This is a genomic window from Haladaptatus sp. DYF46 (genome assembly GCF_021083305.1).
Classification (GTDB): domain Archaea; phylum Halobacteriota; class Halobacteria; order Halobacteriales; family Haladaptataceae; genus Haladaptatus.
In genome coordinates this window covers 1500156-1519068 of sequence record NZ_JAJFAY010000001.1, presented here as the reverse complement: position 1 = coordinate 1519068, position 18913 = coordinate 1500156, and the positions used below count along the sequence as shown (strand labels likewise).

General features: G+C 63.4%; 13 protein-coding genes and 1 pseudogene. 5 read left to right on the top strand and 9 right to left on the bottom strand.

Features of this window, described 5'->3' with window-relative positions; genetic code table 11:
* Nucleotides 1–31: 31 nt before the first annotated feature.
* Both LJF34_RS08340 and LJF34_RS08335 read right to left on the bottom strand, forming a co-directional pair.
* Entirely contained in the window at nucleotides 32–3271 is a 3240-nt protein-coding gene (locus LJF34_RS08340; RefSeq protein WP_231184439.1) for a PAS domain S-box protein, read from the bottom strand.
* Between the two features lie 197 nt (nucleotides 3272–3468).
* Entirely contained in the window at nucleotides 3469–4308 is an 840-nt protein-coding gene (locus tag LJF34_RS08335; protein WP_231184437.1) for an RNA ligase family protein, read from the bottom strand.
* 364 nt (nucleotides 4309–4672) lie between these two features.
* On the opposite strand from LJF34_RS08335, the gene LJF34_RS28890 reads away from it, so the two are divergent.
* The gene (locus tag LJF34_RS28890; RefSeq protein WP_255665771.1) at nucleotides 4673–4807 is read left to right on the top strand and encodes a hypothetical protein; all 135 of its coding nucleotides are present in this window, start codon (nucleotides 4673–4675) and stop codon (nucleotides 4805–4807) included.
* A gap of 3 nt (nucleotides 4808–4810) precedes the next feature.
* Here LJF34_RS28890 and LJF34_RS08330 read toward each other — a convergent pair whose 3' ends face one another.
* Nucleotides 4811–6892, bottom strand: a complete 2082-nt coding sequence (locus tag LJF34_RS08330; RefSeq protein WP_231184435.1) for a hypothetical protein — start codon at nucleotides 6890–6892, stop codon at nucleotides 4811–4813.
* A gap of 28 nt (nucleotides 6893–6920) precedes the next feature.
* Nucleotides 6921–7610 (bottom strand): hypothetical protein, encoded by a 690-nt coding sequence (locus tag LJF34_RS08325; protein ID WP_231184434.1) that lies wholly within the window; start codon nucleotides 7608–7610, stop codon nucleotides 6921–6923.
* 532 nt (nucleotides 7611–8142) lie between these two features.
* Between LJF34_RS08325 and LJF34_RS08320 the strand changes: the two genes are divergently transcribed.
* Entirely contained in the window at nucleotides 8143–8886 is a 744-nt protein-coding gene (locus tag LJF34_RS08320) for a hypothetical protein (protein WP_231184433.1), read from the top strand.
* A 132-nt stretch (nucleotides 8887–9018) separates the two neighbouring features.
* On the opposite strand, the gene mutS is transcribed toward LJF34_RS08320, so the two are convergent.
* Nucleotides 9019–11697 carry a DNA mismatch repair protein MutS gene (mutS, locus tag LJF34_RS08315; RefSeq protein ID WP_231184432.1) on the bottom strand — a complete coding sequence of 893 codons (2679 nt, stop codon included), beginning with the start codon at nucleotides 11695–11697 and terminating at the stop codon, nucleotides 9019–9021.
* Between the two features lie 153 nt (nucleotides 11698–11850).
* Here mutS and LJF34_RS08310 point away from each other — a divergent pair, with 153 nt between their 5' ends.
* The 3 genes and pseudogenes from LJF34_RS08310 to LJF34_RS08300 all read left to right on the top strand — a co-directional run bounded on the left by LJF34_RS08310 (nucleotide 11851) and on the right by LJF34_RS08300 (nucleotide 13970).
* Nucleotides 11851–13098 (top strand): aryl-sulfate sulfotransferase, encoded by a 1248-nt coding sequence (locus LJF34_RS08310; RefSeq protein WP_342765863.1) that lies wholly within the window; start codon nucleotides 11851–11853, stop codon nucleotides 13096–13098.
* Between the two features lie 29 nt (nucleotides 13099–13127).
* Nucleotides 13128–13454, top strand: a pseudogene (locus LJF34_RS29245) (four-helix bundle copper-binding protein).
* 123 nt (nucleotides 13455–13577) lie between these two features.
* Nucleotides 13578–13970 (top strand): hypothetical protein, encoded by a 393-nt coding sequence (locus LJF34_RS08300; RefSeq protein ID WP_231184431.1) that lies wholly within the window; start codon nucleotides 13578–13580, stop codon nucleotides 13968–13970.
* 27 nt (nucleotides 13971–13997) lie between these two features.
* Here LJF34_RS08300 and LJF34_RS08295 read toward each other — a convergent pair whose 3' ends face one another.
* From LJF34_RS08295 to LJF34_RS08280, 4 genes are read right to left on the bottom strand one after another with little or no spacing between them, the layout of a single operon-like run.
* Nucleotides 13998–14948: a TIGR03560 family F420-dependent LLM class oxidoreductase gene (locus LJF34_RS08295; RefSeq protein ID WP_231184430.1), complete on the bottom strand. Its 951-nt coding sequence runs from the start codon at nucleotides 14946–14948 to the stop codon at nucleotides 13998–14000.
* Nucleotides 14945–16321, bottom strand: a complete 1377-nt coding sequence (gene thiD / locus LJF34_RS08290; RefSeq protein WP_231184429.1) for a bifunctional hydroxymethylpyrimidine kinase/phosphomethylpyrimidine kinase — start codon at nucleotides 16319–16321, stop codon at nucleotides 14945–14947. Before thiD ends, LJF34_RS08295 begins: the two co-directional genes overlap by 4 nt.
* Nucleotides 16318–17376, bottom strand: coding sequence for an AIR synthase family protein (locus LJF34_RS08285; protein ID WP_231184428.1), 1059 nt, complete (start codon nucleotides 17374–17376; stop codon nucleotides 16318–16320). The genes thiD and LJF34_RS08285 overlap by 4 nt, the downstream gene beginning before the upstream one ends.
* Nucleotides 17377–17415: 39 nt before the next feature.
* Nucleotides 17416–18474: an AIR synthase family protein gene (locus LJF34_RS08280; RefSeq protein WP_231184427.1), complete on the bottom strand. Its 1059-nt coding sequence runs from the start codon at nucleotides 18472–18474 to the stop codon at nucleotides 17416–17418.
* Between the last annotated feature and the right edge of the window lie 439 nt (nucleotides 18475–18913).

Genomic DNA, 18913 nt, shown 5'->3' with positions numbered 1-18913 from the left:
TACCACGGCGAGGCCGACGCTAGATACCTAGCTACTCGACTTCGTATAGCCGGTCGAACAACTTCCGTTGGGCGATTCGGAGATGGTTGATGAACGTTGGCTGCGTGATGTCGAGCGATTTCGCTACTTCCTGCCCGGTGGTGCCGCGAGGGGAGTCGAAATAGCCGCTCAGGTAGGCCGTCTTCAACACCTGTCGCTGCCGGTCGGTGAGACCCTCTTCGAAGGCCGCACGGCAGGTTTGAACTGTCTGCACCGGCCGTTCACGGTTGCGCCGTGCGGCGAGTTTGAGCCCCGAATAGCGCGTTCGGAGCGTCTCGACGAGTTCCCGGACCTCCGTCGTGGGCGGGACCGTAACGACCGCTCGAATGCCGTCCTCGGTAGCGGTTATCGACTCGGGTACCGCACCACGTTCTCCAAACACCGACGGAATGAGTGGCTCGGACGCCGCGATTTCGAACAGCACCTCGTCGTCGCGTTCGGTGACGGGGCGACTGCGTTCCACCGTGATGACCTCGTCCAGATACGCCTCGACTGCATCGACATCCGCCCCGTGAACGGTGATGAAGAGGTGGTCCGTCTCCTCGTCGTTGACGATTCCCTCGTAGGTGACTCGGCAGTCGAGGCCCGTAGCGAGTCGTTGGAGCAAGTCGTCGGAACCGCTGACCCGAAAGTCGAGTTCGATACTCCGGTCGGTCAACAGGCCACGCTTCGTTTCGAGGGCGTCGATGGCGTACGCGATGGTCTCACCGAGTTCGGCGAACACCGCCCGTGAGAGCGCGTCGAACGCGTCCGAGCGCGTCGCGTACACCATCAGAACGCCGTAGGAGTACTCCCGGTAGACGAGCGGGATTCCGATAACCGACTGATAGCCTCGCGTGAGCGCTTCGAACCGCCACGCCTCGCGTTGCACGCCCCCGGCGACGTTCGTCACGGTCGTGAGGGTGCCGTCTTTCACCGTCCTCACCGCCGGTTCCACCGCCGTCGAGTCCGTCTCGAGCTCCAAGGAAACGCTGTCCAAATATCCACGCTCCATGCCGGACCACGCCTCCGGGACGACCTTCGATGCCGCCTCGTCGAAGGTGCCGACCCACGCCATGGAGAATCGGTCGGTCGCGGCGAGACGCTCACACACCTCGTCCACGACGTCCGAGCGCGAGTCCGCGAGGACGAGCAGGTGTTCGATGTCGCGGAGCAGTTCGGTCGTTTCGTGGAGTCGTTCGAGGCGTGCAGCCTGTTCTTCGAGTTCGCGCTCCCGTTCGCGGAGTGCGGTCTCTCGACTCACCCGGTCGAGTGCGGCCTGCGTCGTCGCAGCGAAGAGGGTGGCCAGTTCGACGGCGTCCGCTTCGAACGTCCCCGGTTCGTCGTCGATGGACGTGAACACCCCGTGATTCCCGAGCGGGACGTACAGTCCGCTTCTGAGGCGCGTCTCCGGGTTGTACACGTGCTCGGACTCGCGAACGTCGTCGAACACCTTCGTCTCCCCCGTGGCGAACACCTGCCACGCGATACTCTCGCCCGCTTCGAAGGGAACCGGCGGTCCGACGAGCGATGGGACGTCGTCCGAATAGGCCGCCGGGACCAGCCTGTTCGTTTCCTCGTCGAAGAGGAAGACGACGACGCCGGGAAGGTCGAGCACCGACGCACCCGCGGCGGCGGCGATTCGTGCCACTTCCTCCGTCGAGGACGCTTCGAGCATCTCCTGTGTCGCGGTGTGTAGCGCCGTGAGCGCCTGCTCGTGGCGCATCCGTGCTGTGACGTCCATCGAAACGCCGATGACCCCCGTCACCTCGCCGTCCTCGTCGCACATCGGTTGATACCACGTCTCGAAATACAGGCCCCCCAACTCGTGCACCGCGTTGACGCGTTCGCCCGCGAGCGCTCGCCGCACCTCGGCGATGATGTCGGGATACCCGGAGAGGCGGTCGAAAGTCGACTCACCGACGGCCACGCCCGGGGATTCATCGAATGTCGCCAATCCGCGACCTTCGGAAAGGGTGTACCGCCCGTCGGCATCGAGCGCGAACAGGATGACCGGAACGTTCTCGACGACCGATTCGAGGCGAGTTTTGGTCTCTTCGAGTTCGCGCTTGCGCTCTTTCCGCTCGGTGATGTCGGTGTACACGGCGTAGGACCGCTCGCCGGATTCGCCGGGGTGAATCGGAATCGACCGCAAGAAGAAGTCCCGAACGCCGTCGGCCGTCTCGCGTCTGACTTCGTCCTCGATGTACTCGCCTTCCTTCACCCGGCGATTGATGGCTTTCCCTTCCGCGGCGAGTTCCGTCGGCAGAACGACGTCGTCTATCGAGCGACCGACCATCTCGTCTTCGGGGTAGCCGAACGTCTGCTCGAACGCGGCGTTCACCGCTCTGATCGTCGGAACGTCTCCCTCGTACTCGCAGTAGGCGGTCGCGTCGCCCGAATCCTCGAACAACGCCGCGACTCGGTCGCGTTCGAGTTGGAGACGCCGGTCGCGCTCGACCCGTTCGGATATGTCGCGCATGACTCCGACCGTTCCCTCGAACGTGCCGTCCTCGGACGGCAGCGACGTGAATCGCACTTCGACGGGAACCGTCTCTCCGTCGGCCGTCCGAATCTCGATTTCGTACGTGCCGACCTCCTTCTCTCCGTCGAGGAGGAGTTCACGCTGCCGAAACGCTTCAGTGACGGTTTCCTCGTCCGAGATGAGGGAGCCGTGTGCGCCGACGAGCTCGTCCCGCTCGTACCCCGTCAACTCCTCCATCGCCTCGTTGACGGCGAGAAGATAGAACTCGTCGTCCAGCGCGTAAATACCGTCGTCGACGGTGTCGAACATCGTTTCGTACCGTTCGAGGTCGCGCTCACGCGCCGTCCGTTCGGATGGTTCGTTCAGTTCAACGGCGACGAAGAGGCAGTCGCTTTCGGGGAGCCGAACCAAGCGGCAGTCCCCGAAGCGTTCCCGCCCATCCGCCGTGGCGAAGGCGACGGAGGCGGTGGCGTTGCCGTCATCGAGCGCCGTCTCACACGCGGCGTCGAAGCGTTCGCGGTCGGACTCGGCCACGAGGGTCCCGGCCCGCCGTGCGGCGAGGTCGGTATCGGAACGAGCGGTCAGGTCGGTCACGCGATCGGACCACCACGAGAGGGGTTCCTCGTGCCGGAACGCGAACGCGAACACCGTGTCGTCCAACGCCGAGAACAGTTTCGCGAGCGACCGAGAATCATCACCGAAACTCGACACGAGCGCATCGAACCCGCCGACGTTCTTCGACGTCCGTTTGTCGGGAAATGACGTCATTGAACCATCCCCCTCGATAGCGAGGGTCGTTGGGGATAGAATGGGCGGCACAGGCATGAATCCACTGCTCGTCGCGCCTCCGAAGTACGACTTTCGACCGGGGGTCTCCATAAAATCCAAACGAACGCCCGAATGGAACGGGAGTCCACCCCTATCGGCGACCGGCTTCACGATCGAACCGCCATCGAATCGGGCGACTACGCCGACCGCTTCGCCACGAACTCGCCCGTGAGCGCCGCGAGTTCGGACCGAAACGTCTGCTCATCGAACTGGGCGGCGTCGTGAAACAGTCGGTCGTGTTCCTCCCGGACGATGTCCTCGAACACGCGGTCGTACAGGGTATCGACCGTGACTCCCCGATTCGTGGCTTCGACGTCCGCCGCGACGCGTCGAAATCGGCGGTCGGTCGCGAGTTCCTTTGCCGCCTCGTCGGCGGGCAACCGCATCGGTTCCGCGTCCGCCGTCGTTCCCGCGTTCGGGTCCGAGAGTTCCGCCCGCTCGCCCGTCTTGTTTCGGAGGACGACGCCCGCTGCCGTCCCGTCGTACCAGTTCGAACGGGGAATCTCGCAGCTATCCGGATCGAAATCGACCGCTCGAACCTCCTTCTGGAGGGCGTTTACGGCGTGGAGTCCGAGACGTTCGTACACCTTTTCGACGGCATCCGGCGGGAGAAACCGCCCGTCGTCTCCGTCCCAGATGTCGTACCCCAGAAACGACGGTATGCGCTCCCACTCGTAGTCGATGCCGCACTTGACCGTCGCTTCGCCGAAGAAGACGACGGATTCGACGTCGCCGACCGCGGCGCGCAACGCCTCGCGGTCGAGGTTCTCCCGGAGATGCCGAGTCAGATGCTGGAGGGGAGCGGGTATCTCCTCGGAGTCGTAGACGCGTTCCCGGTCGCCGACCCGAATCACGCCGGACTCCTGTAACTGGAAGCGGACGCTGACCCCGTCTATCTTCTCCTGAATCCAAAGGTGGCCTCGTTCGAACAGGGCGGGCGCGTCGTCGGCGTTCGGCGTCGATGGATACCGTTTCATGGGTGGTGTTGTGGTCGGCACCACGGAGAGGTGGCGTGTGGTGCCACGGGCGACGGACTGTTATGAAACGATAACCGAGCGTACTACTCGTAGTTTTTCATGCGAGGATTCGCGTGACTGGATTTCGTTTCCGCATACGAGAACGTTCTTCCTCGGTGTGGATATCTGGATTATTCACCATTTGATTGATGATGTTGTCGAACTCCGTGGAACGTTTCGAACAAATCGGTTCACACTGGCAGTTCCCTCGATAATCGAGCACATACTCAAACTTCTGTCGTATTGTTCTCGGTTTATTTCTATATTCCATAGGTATGTACCTTTAAGAAAAGGGCATGTACACACACGGGGTTCATTTAATCGCATGTCAGAGGATAAACTGCAACGATATCTAGCACAGCACCCACGAATGATCGGCGTCCTGTTCGCCATCTGTACGCTCCTCTTACAGGCGGGGAACGTTATGGCGGCGTCAGCAAATACGATAAATGGTCCGTAGAACCTACACATCATCAATGGAAAGTTCGTCGCTCCAATAGAGTTCCCCATCGATTTTGACGGGTAATAGTTCGAGTTCCAATGACTGTTCAAATTCGTCAGCTGACAACCGAAATTGCATAAACGAATCCGAAGCAAGATACCTGGTTCTGAACTGTTCTACCTCTGATGAGGTGATCGACCCCAACCCGTAGTTCGCTGTTGGGAAAAGACTGTGTTCAAGCAAAAATTCTTCACCATCACGGGAAACCCGAAACATCGTTGGTGCGCCACTCTCGCTCTGACACAGCGTCACCCCGCCGTCACCAACTGTAATGTACTCCACGCCGCCGGCCAACTCCTCCTTTGCGATGCTGAGGGCGCTCCGGAGCGAGAACCCGCAGTTCAGCAGTCTGGCGAGCGAGCGTCCGATCTTCGTCGCCGAGGAGTTGATGACCTCCGCGAGGGTGACGACGCCGCCCTTGCTCCCCTTTTCGACGAGGGCCGTTCCCTGCCGGTAGGACCGGCAGGCGTTGAGCAGGAAGGCATCGACGTTGACCTCGGGGAGCGTGTTCGCGTCGAGACAGCCGTCGGTGCAGTGGAACCCGCTGTCGTCCACGTGGCCGATGTAGTGGATGAAGTCGGCCTCGGACTGGAACAGGGTCGCCAGTTCGTCCGTCGTCGTCTCCTCGTGAATCGACACGTCGAAGGCGACGAAATCCCGAAGCCCGTAGAACTGCCCCACGACGTTCTCCTCGTCCATCGCCACGTCGTTGCAGACGACGTGGACCTTCAGCGCCGAATCGTCCGGCGCGGTGTAATCGACCCGCTGACGGAGGGATTCTATCGACACCTTGTTCGCCCCGATGGGATAGCCGTTGCCGACCCACGCGTGTTCGATGGTATCCGCCCTCTCGATTTGAAACAGTTCGTCCTCGCCCCAGTCCCACGCGTCGGCGGTGCTTCTCGTGAAGTCGCCCGCCGCGACCGCCGCCGTTCGCGTAAAGTCGTCGAACATCTTCGGCTTGGGTCGTGACGTGTACGTCGCGGGGTCCCGTGGCGTCCGCAGCAGCGACAACTCGTCCGCGAAGTACGGGAGCGCGGGAAGCGTCTCCACCGTCGGAACCACGTCCGTCGTGAGATGCCAGTCGGGGACGTGCGGTCGGAGCGTTTCGAACGGAATCGAGAGGTACTCCGGGAGCTGTTTCGCCAACGGCTGACCGTACAACGCCGTGAAATCGAGGTCCACTAACGGCTCGACCCGTTCGCGCTCGTGCAGTTCCACCGGGTAGTATCCTTCCGTCCGGGTGAGACAGTCGAGGAAGAACACCTGTCGGAGGGTGCGGTTGACCGCGGCTTCGTACCCGTCCGGTCCGGAAAGGGAGTGTTCGAACTCACCGACCCGCAATCGTGGCGCTCCCCCGGCGACGAGTTCCGCGCCGAGATAGTACGCCAGCGACGCGGCGGGATACACGTACTGTCGTTCGGGCGGCACGACGAGTTCGACGCCCGTTTCCGGGCGCTCGATGTCGCTCGGGACGTCGAAGGACTCTCCGAACTCGATGACCGGTGGATGTCCGCGAAGCGTCGGAAACGACCGCTCACAGGAGGTCGTCTTCAGCGCCGACCCGAGCAACGAGAGGGCGGCCATCGCGTCCTCGATGTCGTCGGTAACGGTGATGGTCCCCGCCGGTTGGTCGTGAAACGACCGTGCACCGATTCGCACCCGGCGACGCTCGTCGAAACGAATCATCGCGGACGTTTCGCCGTGGTCGAGCGACAGAGAACCCTCGACCGCGATGTACAGTTTCATCGGCGTGCTCTGCACTTCGAGGAGGTAGGCGTCGAAGGGGAGGGACAGTCCGTCGAACGTCGTCGCATCCGTGACTATGGACCCGTCTTGGGTGCGGACGACGACCGAGAGGTGGTTCGGAACCTCGATCGCGCCGGTTTCGAACCCGACCGCCGCATCGATGGGAAAGTAAAATCCGGCCGTCTCGGTTGGTTCTATCGACGGACGATTCTCCGTGTACAGTTCGAATCGGACGTTCTCCACTGGGTCGAAGATGGCGATCCCGGAGCGCCGATCGAGGGTATCGAACTCCATATCAATCTGTTATCATGTCTCGCGGTGATTACAGCTCTATCCACACCGTCGTCTTCTCCAGTTCGGGAACGTGCCAGCGCTGTTCGGGCTTCAGCCCCGGCTTTCGACGGAGTTCGATTCGTGCATCGAACAGCGGCGTCAGTTCCTCTACGATGGGTTCTTCGTCCCGGACTCGAAGGTGGTAATGTGCCATTCCGCTCACTCCACGGACCGTCGCGGTGAGGGTTCGGAGGATCCGTTTCGTCGCCCCCTCGTCTCGCTGGATGAGCGGAAAGAGCGAGTCGATACCGACCCGAAGTTGGGCGGGATCGAGTCCGTTTTCGTGCTCCTCGTAAAAGCCGATAGCCGTCTGAATCTCCTCCCCGAGTTGATGGATGTTGTCCTTTCTGGGCGGGTCGAGATAGGACGCAGCGGACGACGCAGCGGCCGGAATCGACCGTTCCCCGTTTCGCTGGTCGATGACCCACGTCGTCGTATCCGCGACGGACGCATGTTCGGGAAATCGGGATTCTGGGCTATCGATGGTTCGATCGATGAGCGCCAAGATTCGATATCGCTTTCGTCCGTGCCCGAACAGCGCGCGCGCGGCCTTTGCGGAAATCGAGTCGGGGACGTTCCCGGTTACGAGGAGGTTGCTCCCGCGCCGTTTCAATTGCTGTAACCACACGTGAAAGTTCGAATCCGTATCGTCCCCCCGAAACTGGAGTCCCGAAGTCATACTGTATGAATTGGAATTCTTTCAGATAAATATTCCGGGTTTTCGAACCCTGAAGAGAATCTCCTGTACGTGTTCTTTCCAGTTTTCCGCCGCTCGAGTGCGGGGTCGGACGTACGCCGTTCGGACCCGTTCGTTCGACCCTCGATGCGATCGGTAACGACGCGGAGGTCTGACGACCGACAGACCTAACGGAATTGTGGTACTATTCGTCTCGCTGAACCATCCCCATGACGCCGTTCGACGGCGTTCGATCGGACGCGGAAACTCAGATTTAACGACACTAAAACGGTCGGCTCGGAATCATTGGGCCGTTCATATGTCATCCATATTTTTCGATTAGTCACCTATTAGAACAAGCGAGGGGAGACGGATACCACCGTTCCGGAATCGTTTCACCACACGGTACGAAATCGACTCTCGCTGTTCGATTACCCGATGTGTATTTCATACTTAACTCTGTACAACTAACGAAACAATGTGGCAAAGTTATGGGTCCATGCGTGAATTCCAGTCCGAGGTCATTCGCAACTACATGAAGAGAACGACCATTACACTCCTGTTGGTCCTCTGCGTGGCTGTCGCAGGTTGCTCGTCGCTCACCGGCAGCGACGACGGAACGGCCAGCACGACATCGTCCATGGAAAACCCCACGGAAACGACGACGGTCGCGACATCGACCGCGGCCACATCGACGACCGAAGAGAACGCCGACACTACCGACTCGGCGGAAGAAACCACGACGACGTCACAAACGACGTCAAAAGCGACCACGACGGCGACGACGACAGAAGCGACCACGACCGCGGAATCGTCGTGGTCCGAACCGCAATCCCCCAACACCCCACTCCAGAACAAGATGGAATCGGAGGACGGCGGTAACTGGATCGAGAGCGTCTCGGTCGTGAACACGAAATCCGCGAACGGCGGTTACTCCAACTTCGACCTGAAAGTGAAAGCCAACACGGACATGCACCACGTCGACCCCGCGGAACACGGGACGGTGAACGGCGAACCGTTCTTCCTCGTGTACGTCGACGGGTCGCTCGACAACGGGTCGCGCTTCACTCGTACCGACGGAACGCTCATCGAGCGGTCCGACGTCTCCCGCGACGAGAACGGCGAGTTCACCATCGACATCCGCCCCGGCGGTCTCGAAGAGGCCGGTGCCGAGGACGGCGAGGTCGAACTGATGGTCCTGCTGATGGACAAGGACAAGGACTGGGACGACATCTACGGCGTCACGTGGGTCACTGTCAACTACTCGTCCGGCGAATAATTTCCCGGTAGCGGGATTCGCCCGCGTTTAGCGCAGTTCGACTGTCAACATTTCACCGTATTTTTCGAACGGTCCGTGGATACGTCACCACGCTTCGTCGCTCCCTCGAATCGCCGCCACCTCGGGCGTCGGTCAGTTCCCGACTCGCTTTTGCCACTCCCGTACCTTCGACATCAACTCGATGGGCGAGATGTCGGCGACTTCGACGCCCGTGAGTTCCGAGAGCACGGCCTCGGTTTCGGGGTCGAGCGCGGAGTCGGGCGCGTTCGACTCCTCGTCGTCGTGCATCCCATCGCTTCTCGCCTCGCTCTCGTCCGCTCCGTTCGTCTCGAACCCTCCCGACCCGAGGTCGAACACCGCCTGCACCGACCCGTTCGACCCCGACCCGCGGGCCTCGATGGCCTTCTCCTGCCTGAGTTTGTCGAGGACGTCCCGCGAGCGCTCCACGACGGCCATCGGCACGCCCGCCAAGTCGGCGACGTGAATCCCGTAGGAGCGGTTGGTCGGGCCGTCGCGGACGGTCCTGAGGAAGGTCACGTCCCCGTCCCGCTCATCTGCCGCCACGTGGACGTTCTCGACGCGGTCCAAGTGGTCCGCCAGCGTCGTCAGTTCGTGATAGTGGGTCGCAAAGAGCGTCTTCGCCCTGACCTCGTTGTGCAGGTACTCCGTCGCCGCCCACGCGATGGAGATCCCGTCGTAGGTCGCCGTGCCCCGTCCCACCTCGTCCAGAATGACGAGCGATTCCTCGCTCGCCGAATGGAGGATGTTGCTCAACTCCTGCATCTCGACCATGAACGTCGAACGCCCCTGTGCCAACTCGTCCAACGCCCCGACGCGGGTGAAGATGCCGTCGACAACGCCGATGCGGGCCGACCGCGCGGGGACGAAACTGCCGACCTGTGCCAGCAGCGTGATGAGCGCGACCTGCCGCATGTAGGTGGATTTCCCGCTCATGTTCGGTCCAGTGACGATGAGAAACTCGCGGTCGTCGTCCATCCGAACGTCGTTCGGGACGAACTCCGTCGTTCGCTCCACGACAGGGTGGCGACCCTGCTCGATGTCGAGTCCCGACTCGGCGAGTTCCGGCCGTACCCAGCCGTTTTCGACGGCGTGGACGGCGAGGCTCGCCAGCACGTCCAACTCGGCCAGCGTCCGTCCCACGTCCTGTAGCAGTTCCGTGTGCTCGGCTACTCGATTCCTGAGTTCCCCGAACAGTTCGTACTCCAGTTCGCCGCGCCGCTCTTCGAGTCGCAGGACCTCCCGTTCCCGCTCCCGGAGTTCGTCGGTGACGTACCGCTCGGAGTTCTTCAGCGTCTTGACGGCCTCGTACTCCTCGGGAACCTTGTCGGTGTCCGACTTCCCGACCTGCAGGTAGTAGCCGTCCGTCTTGTTGCGGTCCACCTGTAGGTGCGAGATGCCGGTTCGGGACTTCTCGCGCCCCGCCAACGTGTCGAACCACTCCAGATTCTCCTCGTGCTTGTCGATTATTTCGTCCAGTTCCGCGTCGTAGCCGCGGCGCAACAGACCCCCCTGCGTGACCGTGTTCGGCGGGTCCTCGGCCACCGCTTCGGCTAACTCCTCGCGCAATCGCTCCGCTCCCTCGCGGTCGGGGTGGGAGACGAGTTCGGACAGCGGCGAACTCGACAACGACGGCGCGTTCGCGATGGCGTCCGCGACGGACGGGAGGACGGCAAGGCTGTCCCGAACCCGCAGCAGGTCGTGGGCGTCGGCGCTCCCCGACACCGCCTTGCTCGCCAACCGTTCGAGGTCGTAGGCGTCCGCGAGCGTCTCTCGAATCTCCTCGCGGGCGAGCGCCGACTCGGCGAAGGCGGCGACGCTCGACTGTCGTTCCCGGAGCACGTCGCGGGAACGGCGGGGGCGCTGGAGCCACTCCTTCAGCAACCGACGTCCCGCGCTCGTCTTCGTGTGGTCCACCGTCTCGAACAGCGACCCCTTGCGGTCGCCGTGCATCGTCTCGGTGAGTTCGAGGTTGCGCTGGGTCGTCGCGTCGAGTTCCACGTGGTCGTCGGCGTGGTAGGACTGCAACCGCGTCATGGACCCGAGGACGCCCGCGCCGGTCTCCTCGACGTACGAGAGGACCGCGCCCGCCGCCCGTACCTCCGCGCCGTCGCCCGAATCGAGTCCGAGGCTGGACAGCGTTTCCTTCCCGAACTGCTCGCGGGTGAGGTGTGCGGCCTTGCCGGGCGCGAAGGCGTTCGCGTCGTGGACCGACAGCGAGGCGTCGGTCCGGTCGCGCACCCGTTCGAGGAACGAATCGTCGTTCCGAATCTCCGGGCCGGGAAGGACTTCGGCGGGGTCGAACCGGTACAGTTCCGTCAACGCCTTCGACTCCGCGTCGGGTCCCGAAACGGCGCTGACGAGGAATTTCCCCGTGGTCACGTCGGCGAACGCCAACCCGTAGCCGTCGTCCACGCGGACGATTCCCGCGAGGTACTGGGCGTCCGCCGAGGAGGTTTCGAGCAGCGTGCCGGGCGTCACGACCCGCGAAATCCGTCGGGCGTGGCCGCCGTCCGTCTCGTACTGGTCGGCCACGGCCACGCGGTAGCCGCGTTCGACCAACTGTTTGACGTACGGCGTCAGTTCCGAGAGCGGGACGCCCGCCATCGGATAGCTGCTGCCGTGGCTGGACTTCTTCGAGATGTTCAAATCGAGGACGTCGCCGACGAACTCCGCGTCGTCCGCGAAGAACTCGTAGAAGTCGCCGACCTGCATCGTCAACACGTCCGCGTCCGTCTCGGCCTTGAGCGAGAGGAACTCCCCGACGATGCCGCCCTCACTCACGGCGGACACCCCCGAAGGCGAGAACCGAATTCATGTGCGACAGTGGGTCGGACGGAGACTAAAACGGTGTGGATTCGGCGCGAAAACGTCGGGCGCTCGGACGTGTTCGGACGCGCTCCCTCCGGTACGGTTTTCCCGCCCGCGACGGTATCTTCTCCTCCCGTGGTTTCCGTTCCCTCCGGTTCGCGTCGGCTCGGTGCGGCGTTGATGGGGATCGCCGTCCTCGGCTTCGTCCTCACGCTCGTCGTCAGCGCCGCCGTTACGCCGCCGATTTCGAACGTCTCGTCCCCGACCGTTTCCGACCGAACCGTCGTCGGCGTCCAGTCCACGACGACCGACGGCCGGGTCGTCGCCCTCGACACCCATGGAGACGTGCTCTGGCAGTACGGTCACGCCAACGGCTATCACGACGTGTCGTGGCTCCAGAACGGAACGGTTCTCGCGTCGTTCATCGATAACGGCTATCGGAACTGCGGTCCCTACGAGTCGCCGTGTGCCCGAACCGGCGTGCGGGTCATCGACCCGAAGCCCTCGCCGCACGTCGTCTACGAGTGGACGTTTCCCGTCCGCTCCGGACGGAACAGCGAGATGCACGACGCTGATCTGCTTCCCTCGGGGGATCTCCTCGTGGCGGATATGGACCAAGAGCGGGTGTTCACGCTCGCACCCAACGGGACGATAACGTGGCAGTGGAACGCGAGCGAACGGTACGACCCGCCGTCGGACCCGACGCGAACCGATTGGCTTCACATCAACGACGTAGACCGAATCGGGCCGGGGCGCTACCTCGTCAGCGTCCGAAACGCGAACCAACTCGTCGTCCTCCAGCGCGGGGAGGGCGTCGTCGACGTCGTGAACGGTGACGGGAACTGGCGACGCTTGAACAAGCAGCACAACCCCCAGTATCTCTCGAAGGATGCCATCCTCGTCGCCGACAGCGAGAACGATCGCGTGGTCGAACTCCACCGGATCGACGGAACGTGGAAAATCGCGTGGCAGGCCCACGGCGCGGGCGGCATCGGATTCGATTGGCCGCGGGACGCGGACCGCCTCCCGAACGGCCACACGCTCGTCACCGACAGCAGGAACAACCGCGTCGTGGAACTGAACGAGTCGGGGAAGATGGTCTGGAGCGCCCGCGTCCCCACCCTTCCCTACGAGGCGGACCGCTACCCCGGCGAATACCCCGCCGGACCGCCAACGGGTGAGACGGGAACCGTCGGGGTCGGAACGACGAACCTGCCGGTCTTCGGTTATCTCCTCGACAGCGCTCGGCACGTGGTCGCACTCCCCTACTGGGTGGCCGGATGGCATCTCGCGTTCGGGTGTGTCGCCCTCCTCGTCTTTCTTGCAGGCCTCTGGCTGTTCGTTCGAAGTCCCAAAAGCCGGTTGCGTGAGCAACCGGAATAGACACTCGGCGTTCCGCAGTCGGTCGTTTCATGGCTCTGACCGAAATCGTTCCATCTCGACGCCGAGATAGACAACTGCATCAACGACTGTTTCGAGGCAACCTAAGACTGCGAGTGGTGTGCGGACCAGTGTGCCGAAAAAGGAGAGGGAATGGCGCGGTGTATCCGCCTCTGTCGCGACGTGGCCGACCTCGCGTCGATGCACGTGCGGTTCATGGCGCGGAACTCGCCGAAGCCTGCGCCGGTGCCTGCGAGGAGTGCGCCGCGGAGTGTTCCCAGCACGATCACGACCACTGTCAGGTCTGTGCCGACGTGCTCGAAGACTGTGCGGAAAGCTGTCGGCGGATGATGGCGTAGAAGCCCGGAAAGGACCGGTTCCCGCTTCATTTTCGGAGCTCGAACCGGGGGTTATCCCCTATATTTCATGCAAAGCACGTGTTTTCCAGAAGACATTTATCACGTCATGAGTAGTCGATTTTCATGCCCTCGCTCGACGGTCGAACCCTGCTCCTCTGTACCGGTTTGCTGCTGGCAGTTCCGCTCCTGTCCGGTTGTGCCTCGCCGCGAAACGAGTTCCCCGACCATCGCGTCTCGATAGTCAACTCCGACGACGCGTCACACGATATCGCGTTCGTCATCGAAGCCGACGGCGAGCGACCGTCGAACGAATCGTTCCGTCTCTCGGCAGACTCGTCCGAACCGCTGTCCACGTTGAACCGCTCCGGACGATACACCCTCCGACTGACCGTGGACGGCGAGCGGGTGACTCGAACGGTCGAACTCCCGGTCGTCGAGGGAGATAGGCGTTCGTTCACCGAGTTCAGGATAGCGGACGACGGGACGGTATCCGTACGGAGCTATCACGAGGTGTAGTCGAAAGGAGTTCCGCCGACCGTCGATTCAAACGAGTTCGTCGGCGAGCAGGGCCACGCTGTCGTCGCGCGGCGCGTCCGGGACGCTCAGCATGAACGCCTCCATCCCGACCGCCTCGTAACGCTCCAGTTCCGCCCGAATCTCGTCCGGCGTGCCGACCAACGCCGTTTCCACGTAGCCCGAGAGAAAGAACTCCCGCGGTTCGCTCGGTTCATCCGGCAGGTGGCGCTCGGCGAACCGGTCGCGCTTTTCCACCGCCTCGCCCCGTGAGTCGGCGACGAACGCGAACAGTTCCGCGGATTTGGTGATGTCGTCGTAGCGGGCCTCGTCCGCACAGTGGTTCCGGAGCACCGCCAACTTCTCGGCAAAGCCGTCGGGGTCGAGGGTTCCGTAGTTCCACCCGTCGGCCAGTTCGGCCGTGTACCGCAGGGTGAACTGCTCCCCCCCGCCGCCGACCCAGATGGGCGGGTGCGGGTCCTGCACCGGTTTCGGACGACAGAACGCGTCGTCCACATCGAAGTGGTCGCCGTGATGGGTGTACGTCTCGTTCGTCCACAACCCCTGAAGAATCTCGACCGTTTCGCGCAGTCGTTCGATGCGCGCGGCGGGCGGTTCGCGGAACTCGTAGCCGAAGCGCTCGAACTCGTCCCGGTACCACCCCGCGCCGACTCCGAGGTCGAGGCGGCCGTCGCTCACGCGGTCTACCGTCGCGGCCATCTTCGCCAGCAACGATGGGTGACGGTACGCCTGACAGGTGACGAGCGTCCCGAGTCGAATGTCGTCCGTCGCCTCCGCGAGCGCCGAGAGCGTCGTCCAGCACTCGTAGGTGTCCCGTTCGGCGTCGCCGACCCACGACTGGAAGTGGTCTTCGAGCCAAACGGCGTCGAACCCGCACGCTTCGGCGTCGAGCGCGACGTCGCGGACCATATCGTAGTCGTCGCCGTACTGCGGGAGGATGATCCCGACGTCGGCGTTCACGACGACCCTCCCGCCTCCAACGCGGAGTGGAGCGCCAGCGTCCGTCGTTGGAGTTCCTCCTCCTCGGCCGCAAGCAGTTTGACGATGGCTTCCTTCCCGACCTCGCCGCGGTCGATTATCGCCACGGGCGTTCCGTCCGCCGACTCGAAGGCCCGCTTTGCGCCCCATCCCATCGTACTTCCCTCCTTCTCTTTCACGGATTCGGGTTCCGCGTCGCGGTCGAACTCCGCGACGTCGCCGCTCAGCGTCGAGAGGGCGTCCTCCACGTCGGCGTCGAAGCGGCAGTTGACGGCGAATCGAAGGTCGGAATCGAACTCGCGGGCCGAAAGCAGGAACCGTGCCACGTGACTCGACGCGCCGAACCGAACGCCGCGGTTCGGGTTCACGCCGGACAGGGTGCGGGTGATTCGTCCCTCGACGGCGGCGGTCTCCCCCGCGTTCTCGGCGTACGGCGTCGCCGCGACGACGTTCATTCCGACTTCGGGAACCAGCGCGCTCACGTCCCGTTCGACGAAGGAGCGGACGATTCGTTCGACCGCCTCCGCCGTGTCGTTCCGTGCCGCTCGGTTCCGAAGGTCGGCGAGGTGGTGGACCGCTCCCGGTCCCTCGCCGACGTCGACCGCGTAGCGGACCGCGCGCTCCATGAAGTCGGTGGCTCCCGACACCGCGGTGTCGAGGTCGTCGCCCAGTGCGAGTCGGGCGGCGACGGCGCTGGCGAGCGTGCATCCCGACCCGTGGGTCGCGTCGGTGTCGATTCGCGGGTGTTCGAAGGCCGTCGCGCCGTCGTCCGTGACCAACACGTCCCGAACCGTCTCGCCGGGGACGTGGCCACCCTTCACGAGGGCGGCATCCGCGCCGAGTTCGAGGAGCGCTTCTCCCGCTTCCGTGGCGCTCCCGTCGTCGGTCGGTTCGATACCCGTCAACACCTCGGCTTCCTCGGCGTTCGGCGTGACGAGCGTCGCGTGTTCGAACAGGTCGACGTAGGCTTCCTCGCCCGCCGAATCGAGCAGTCGGTCGCCCGAGGCGGCGACCATCACCGGGTCAACGACGACGGGGACGTCCACGTCGGCGACTTGCGCCGCGACGCTCCGAACGACGGGTGCTTCGGCGAGCATGCCGGTCTTGACCGCTCGCACGTCGAAGTCCGAGAGGACGGCCTCGCATTGGGCCTCGATTTCCTCGACGGGAAGCGTGGCGAACCCCTCCACGCCGCGGGTGTTCTGTGCCGTGACGTTCGTGATTGCACTGGTACCGAACACGCCGTGGGCTTCCATCGTCTTCAGGTCGGCCTGAATCCCCGCCCCGCCGCCGGAGTCGCTTCCCGCGATGGTCAGCGCGACGGGAATCCCGACCGGTGCGGCGTTTCGGGTCACGTCGATTTCTCCATGAACTCCTCGAAGGCGGCCCAGAAGGGGTCCACCTCGGGATGCGCTATCTCCTCCCCATCGACGGTGACACCGTCCCCGTCGCGCACGTCGCCGATGATTCCCGCGGGGATGTCGACGTCGTCCAGCGCGGAAACGACACGTTCCGCGTCCTCGGGTGCCACGGTCAGCAGGAGCGTCCCCTCGCTGATGGACACCCACGGATCGATGCCGAAGAACTCGCAGGCCTCCAACACGCCCGGCAGAATCGGCACGTCGTCGTGGCTCACGTCGAGGTGAACTCCGCTCGCGGTCGCCATCTCGACCAGTGCGCCGTGGACGCCGCCCTCCGTGGCGTCGTGCATGGCCGACACGTCGCCCGTCTCCGCCGCGATGCGGGCGTCCTCGACCGGACTCATGTCGTAAAATCGGTCCTTGGCGTCCTCGACGGTTCCCTCGGGGAGGTCCATCAGTTCCTCGAACTGGTTGCTCAACAGGCCGGTCGCTTCGACGGCGGGACCCTTCGTGAGCACCACTTTGTCGCCCGGCCGTGCACCGTTCGGTCGGACGACCTTCTCGGGGTCGCCGACGGCCATCGCGGTGGCACCGCCGACCATCGGGTAGTTGCATCCCGCATACCGGGCCGTGTGCCCCGTGACGACGCTAACACCCAGTTTTTGAGCCTCCCTGTCGAACGTTTGCCACACCGTGGCGAACTCCTCGTCGGTGATTTCGGGCGGGAGGTTGAAATCCACCGCCAGATGGGTCGGACGCAAACCGCTCACCGCCACGTCGCTCATCAGGATGTGGAACGCGAACCACGCCGCCCGCTCGAACCCGAGCGAGGGCATGACGAAGATGGGGTCCGTCGCCATCGCTATCGCGTTGCCGCCGGCTTCTACTACATCGTCAGACTGCGTCTGACTGGCCATCGAGCCGAGCTCGATGACGCCGAAATCCACGCCGTGCTGTGGCTGTAGCGTCACGTCGTCTCGCTCCGCGCCGAGGTGCGGGAAGATGTACTCCTCGAAGAACTCGCCGTCCACTTTGCCTAACTCGCTCATCAGTCTGGGATATTACTTTGTGGTATTTATCCGTGGTGTTCACTCCCGTTCGCCCGACAACTCGGCGAACACCTGCCACGAGGGGTCTACGTCGGGATGTTCGATTCGGTCGCCGTCGACGTATACACCTTCGCCCTCGCGCACCGTCCCCATTTCGGCCGCCGGGATTCCGGCGTCGTCGAACGCGGCCAACACGTCCTCTGCGCCCTCCGACGCGACCGTCAGCACGAGCGTCCCCTCGGTCGTGGACGCCCACGGGTCGATATCGAAGAACTCGCAGGCTTCCAACACGCCCGGCAGAATCGGCACGTCGTCGTGGCTCACGTCGAATCGGACCCCTGCGGAGCGGGCCATCTCGACCAACGCACCGTGAATCCCGCACTCCGTGGCGTCGTGCATGGCAGTGACCGGTCCCGCCTCGGCCGCCACCAGCGCGTCCTCGACCGGACTCATGTCGTAGAAGCGCTCTTTCGCGTCCGCGATGGTCCCCTCGGGAAGGTCGATCCGGTCCTCGAACAGCGTTACGAGGAACCCCGCCGTCTCCACGCCCGGTCCCTTCGTCACCAGCACTGTGTCGCCCGGTCGTGCGCCGTCCGGCCGGACGAGGTTCTCCTTCTCCCCCACCGCGAGCGTCGTCGCGCCGCCGACCCACGGATACTGACACCCCGAATATCTCGCGGTGTGGCCCGTGACGACGCTGACGCCCAATTTCTTCGCTTCCCGGTCGAACGTTTGCCACACCGTGGCGAACTCCTCGTCGGTGATTTCGGGCGGGAGGTTGAAATCCACCGCCAGATGGGTCGGACGCAAACCGCTCACCGCCACGTCGCTCATCACGACGTGGAAGGCGAACCACGCCGCCCGCTCGAATCCCAATTCGGGCAGGAGCGAGAGGGGGTCGGTGGCGAGCGCGACGACTTGGTCGCCCAGTTCAATCGCGTCGTCGGACTCCGTCCGACTGGCAATCGAGCCAAGCTCGATGACGCCGAAGTCCACGCCGTGTTTCGGCCCGAGGAGTTCGTCGTCGCGATCCGCGCCGAGGTAGGGATAGATGTGCTCGTCGAAGAAGTCGCGGTCTATCTTCCCGAGGTCGCTCATACCGGTGGTATTTCGGCGGCGCACAAATCCGTGCTGATTCGTGGAACCGTATCGGAGGTTTCCGTGAGAGATTCATAACGGACGGATTCCGGTGATCACTTTGCAAACGGCGACACTGTAACGTGGTCTCCGAAAGCTCCCGCCACGCTCGCTTCGAAGTGACGTTGGTTGTTTTGCGATTGCAGTTACAGAGAAGAAGTCTTCAAAAGCCCCCGCCCGCTCGCGGTTGCTGTGCAGGATATTCTGGCCTCTCCGCCATGTTCGGCCAGAATAGTTGCCCACACAGCAACCATGCAAGCGCGACCGGGTGGCCCCTTTCATTCCCACCCGCACCGCTTCCGCACAGCACCGCATCAGCCACTCCCTCCCCAACCGATTGCGCTTCTCGCTTCGCTACGATGCTCATCCCTCGCACGCTATCAGCGGAGCGACACGGCCG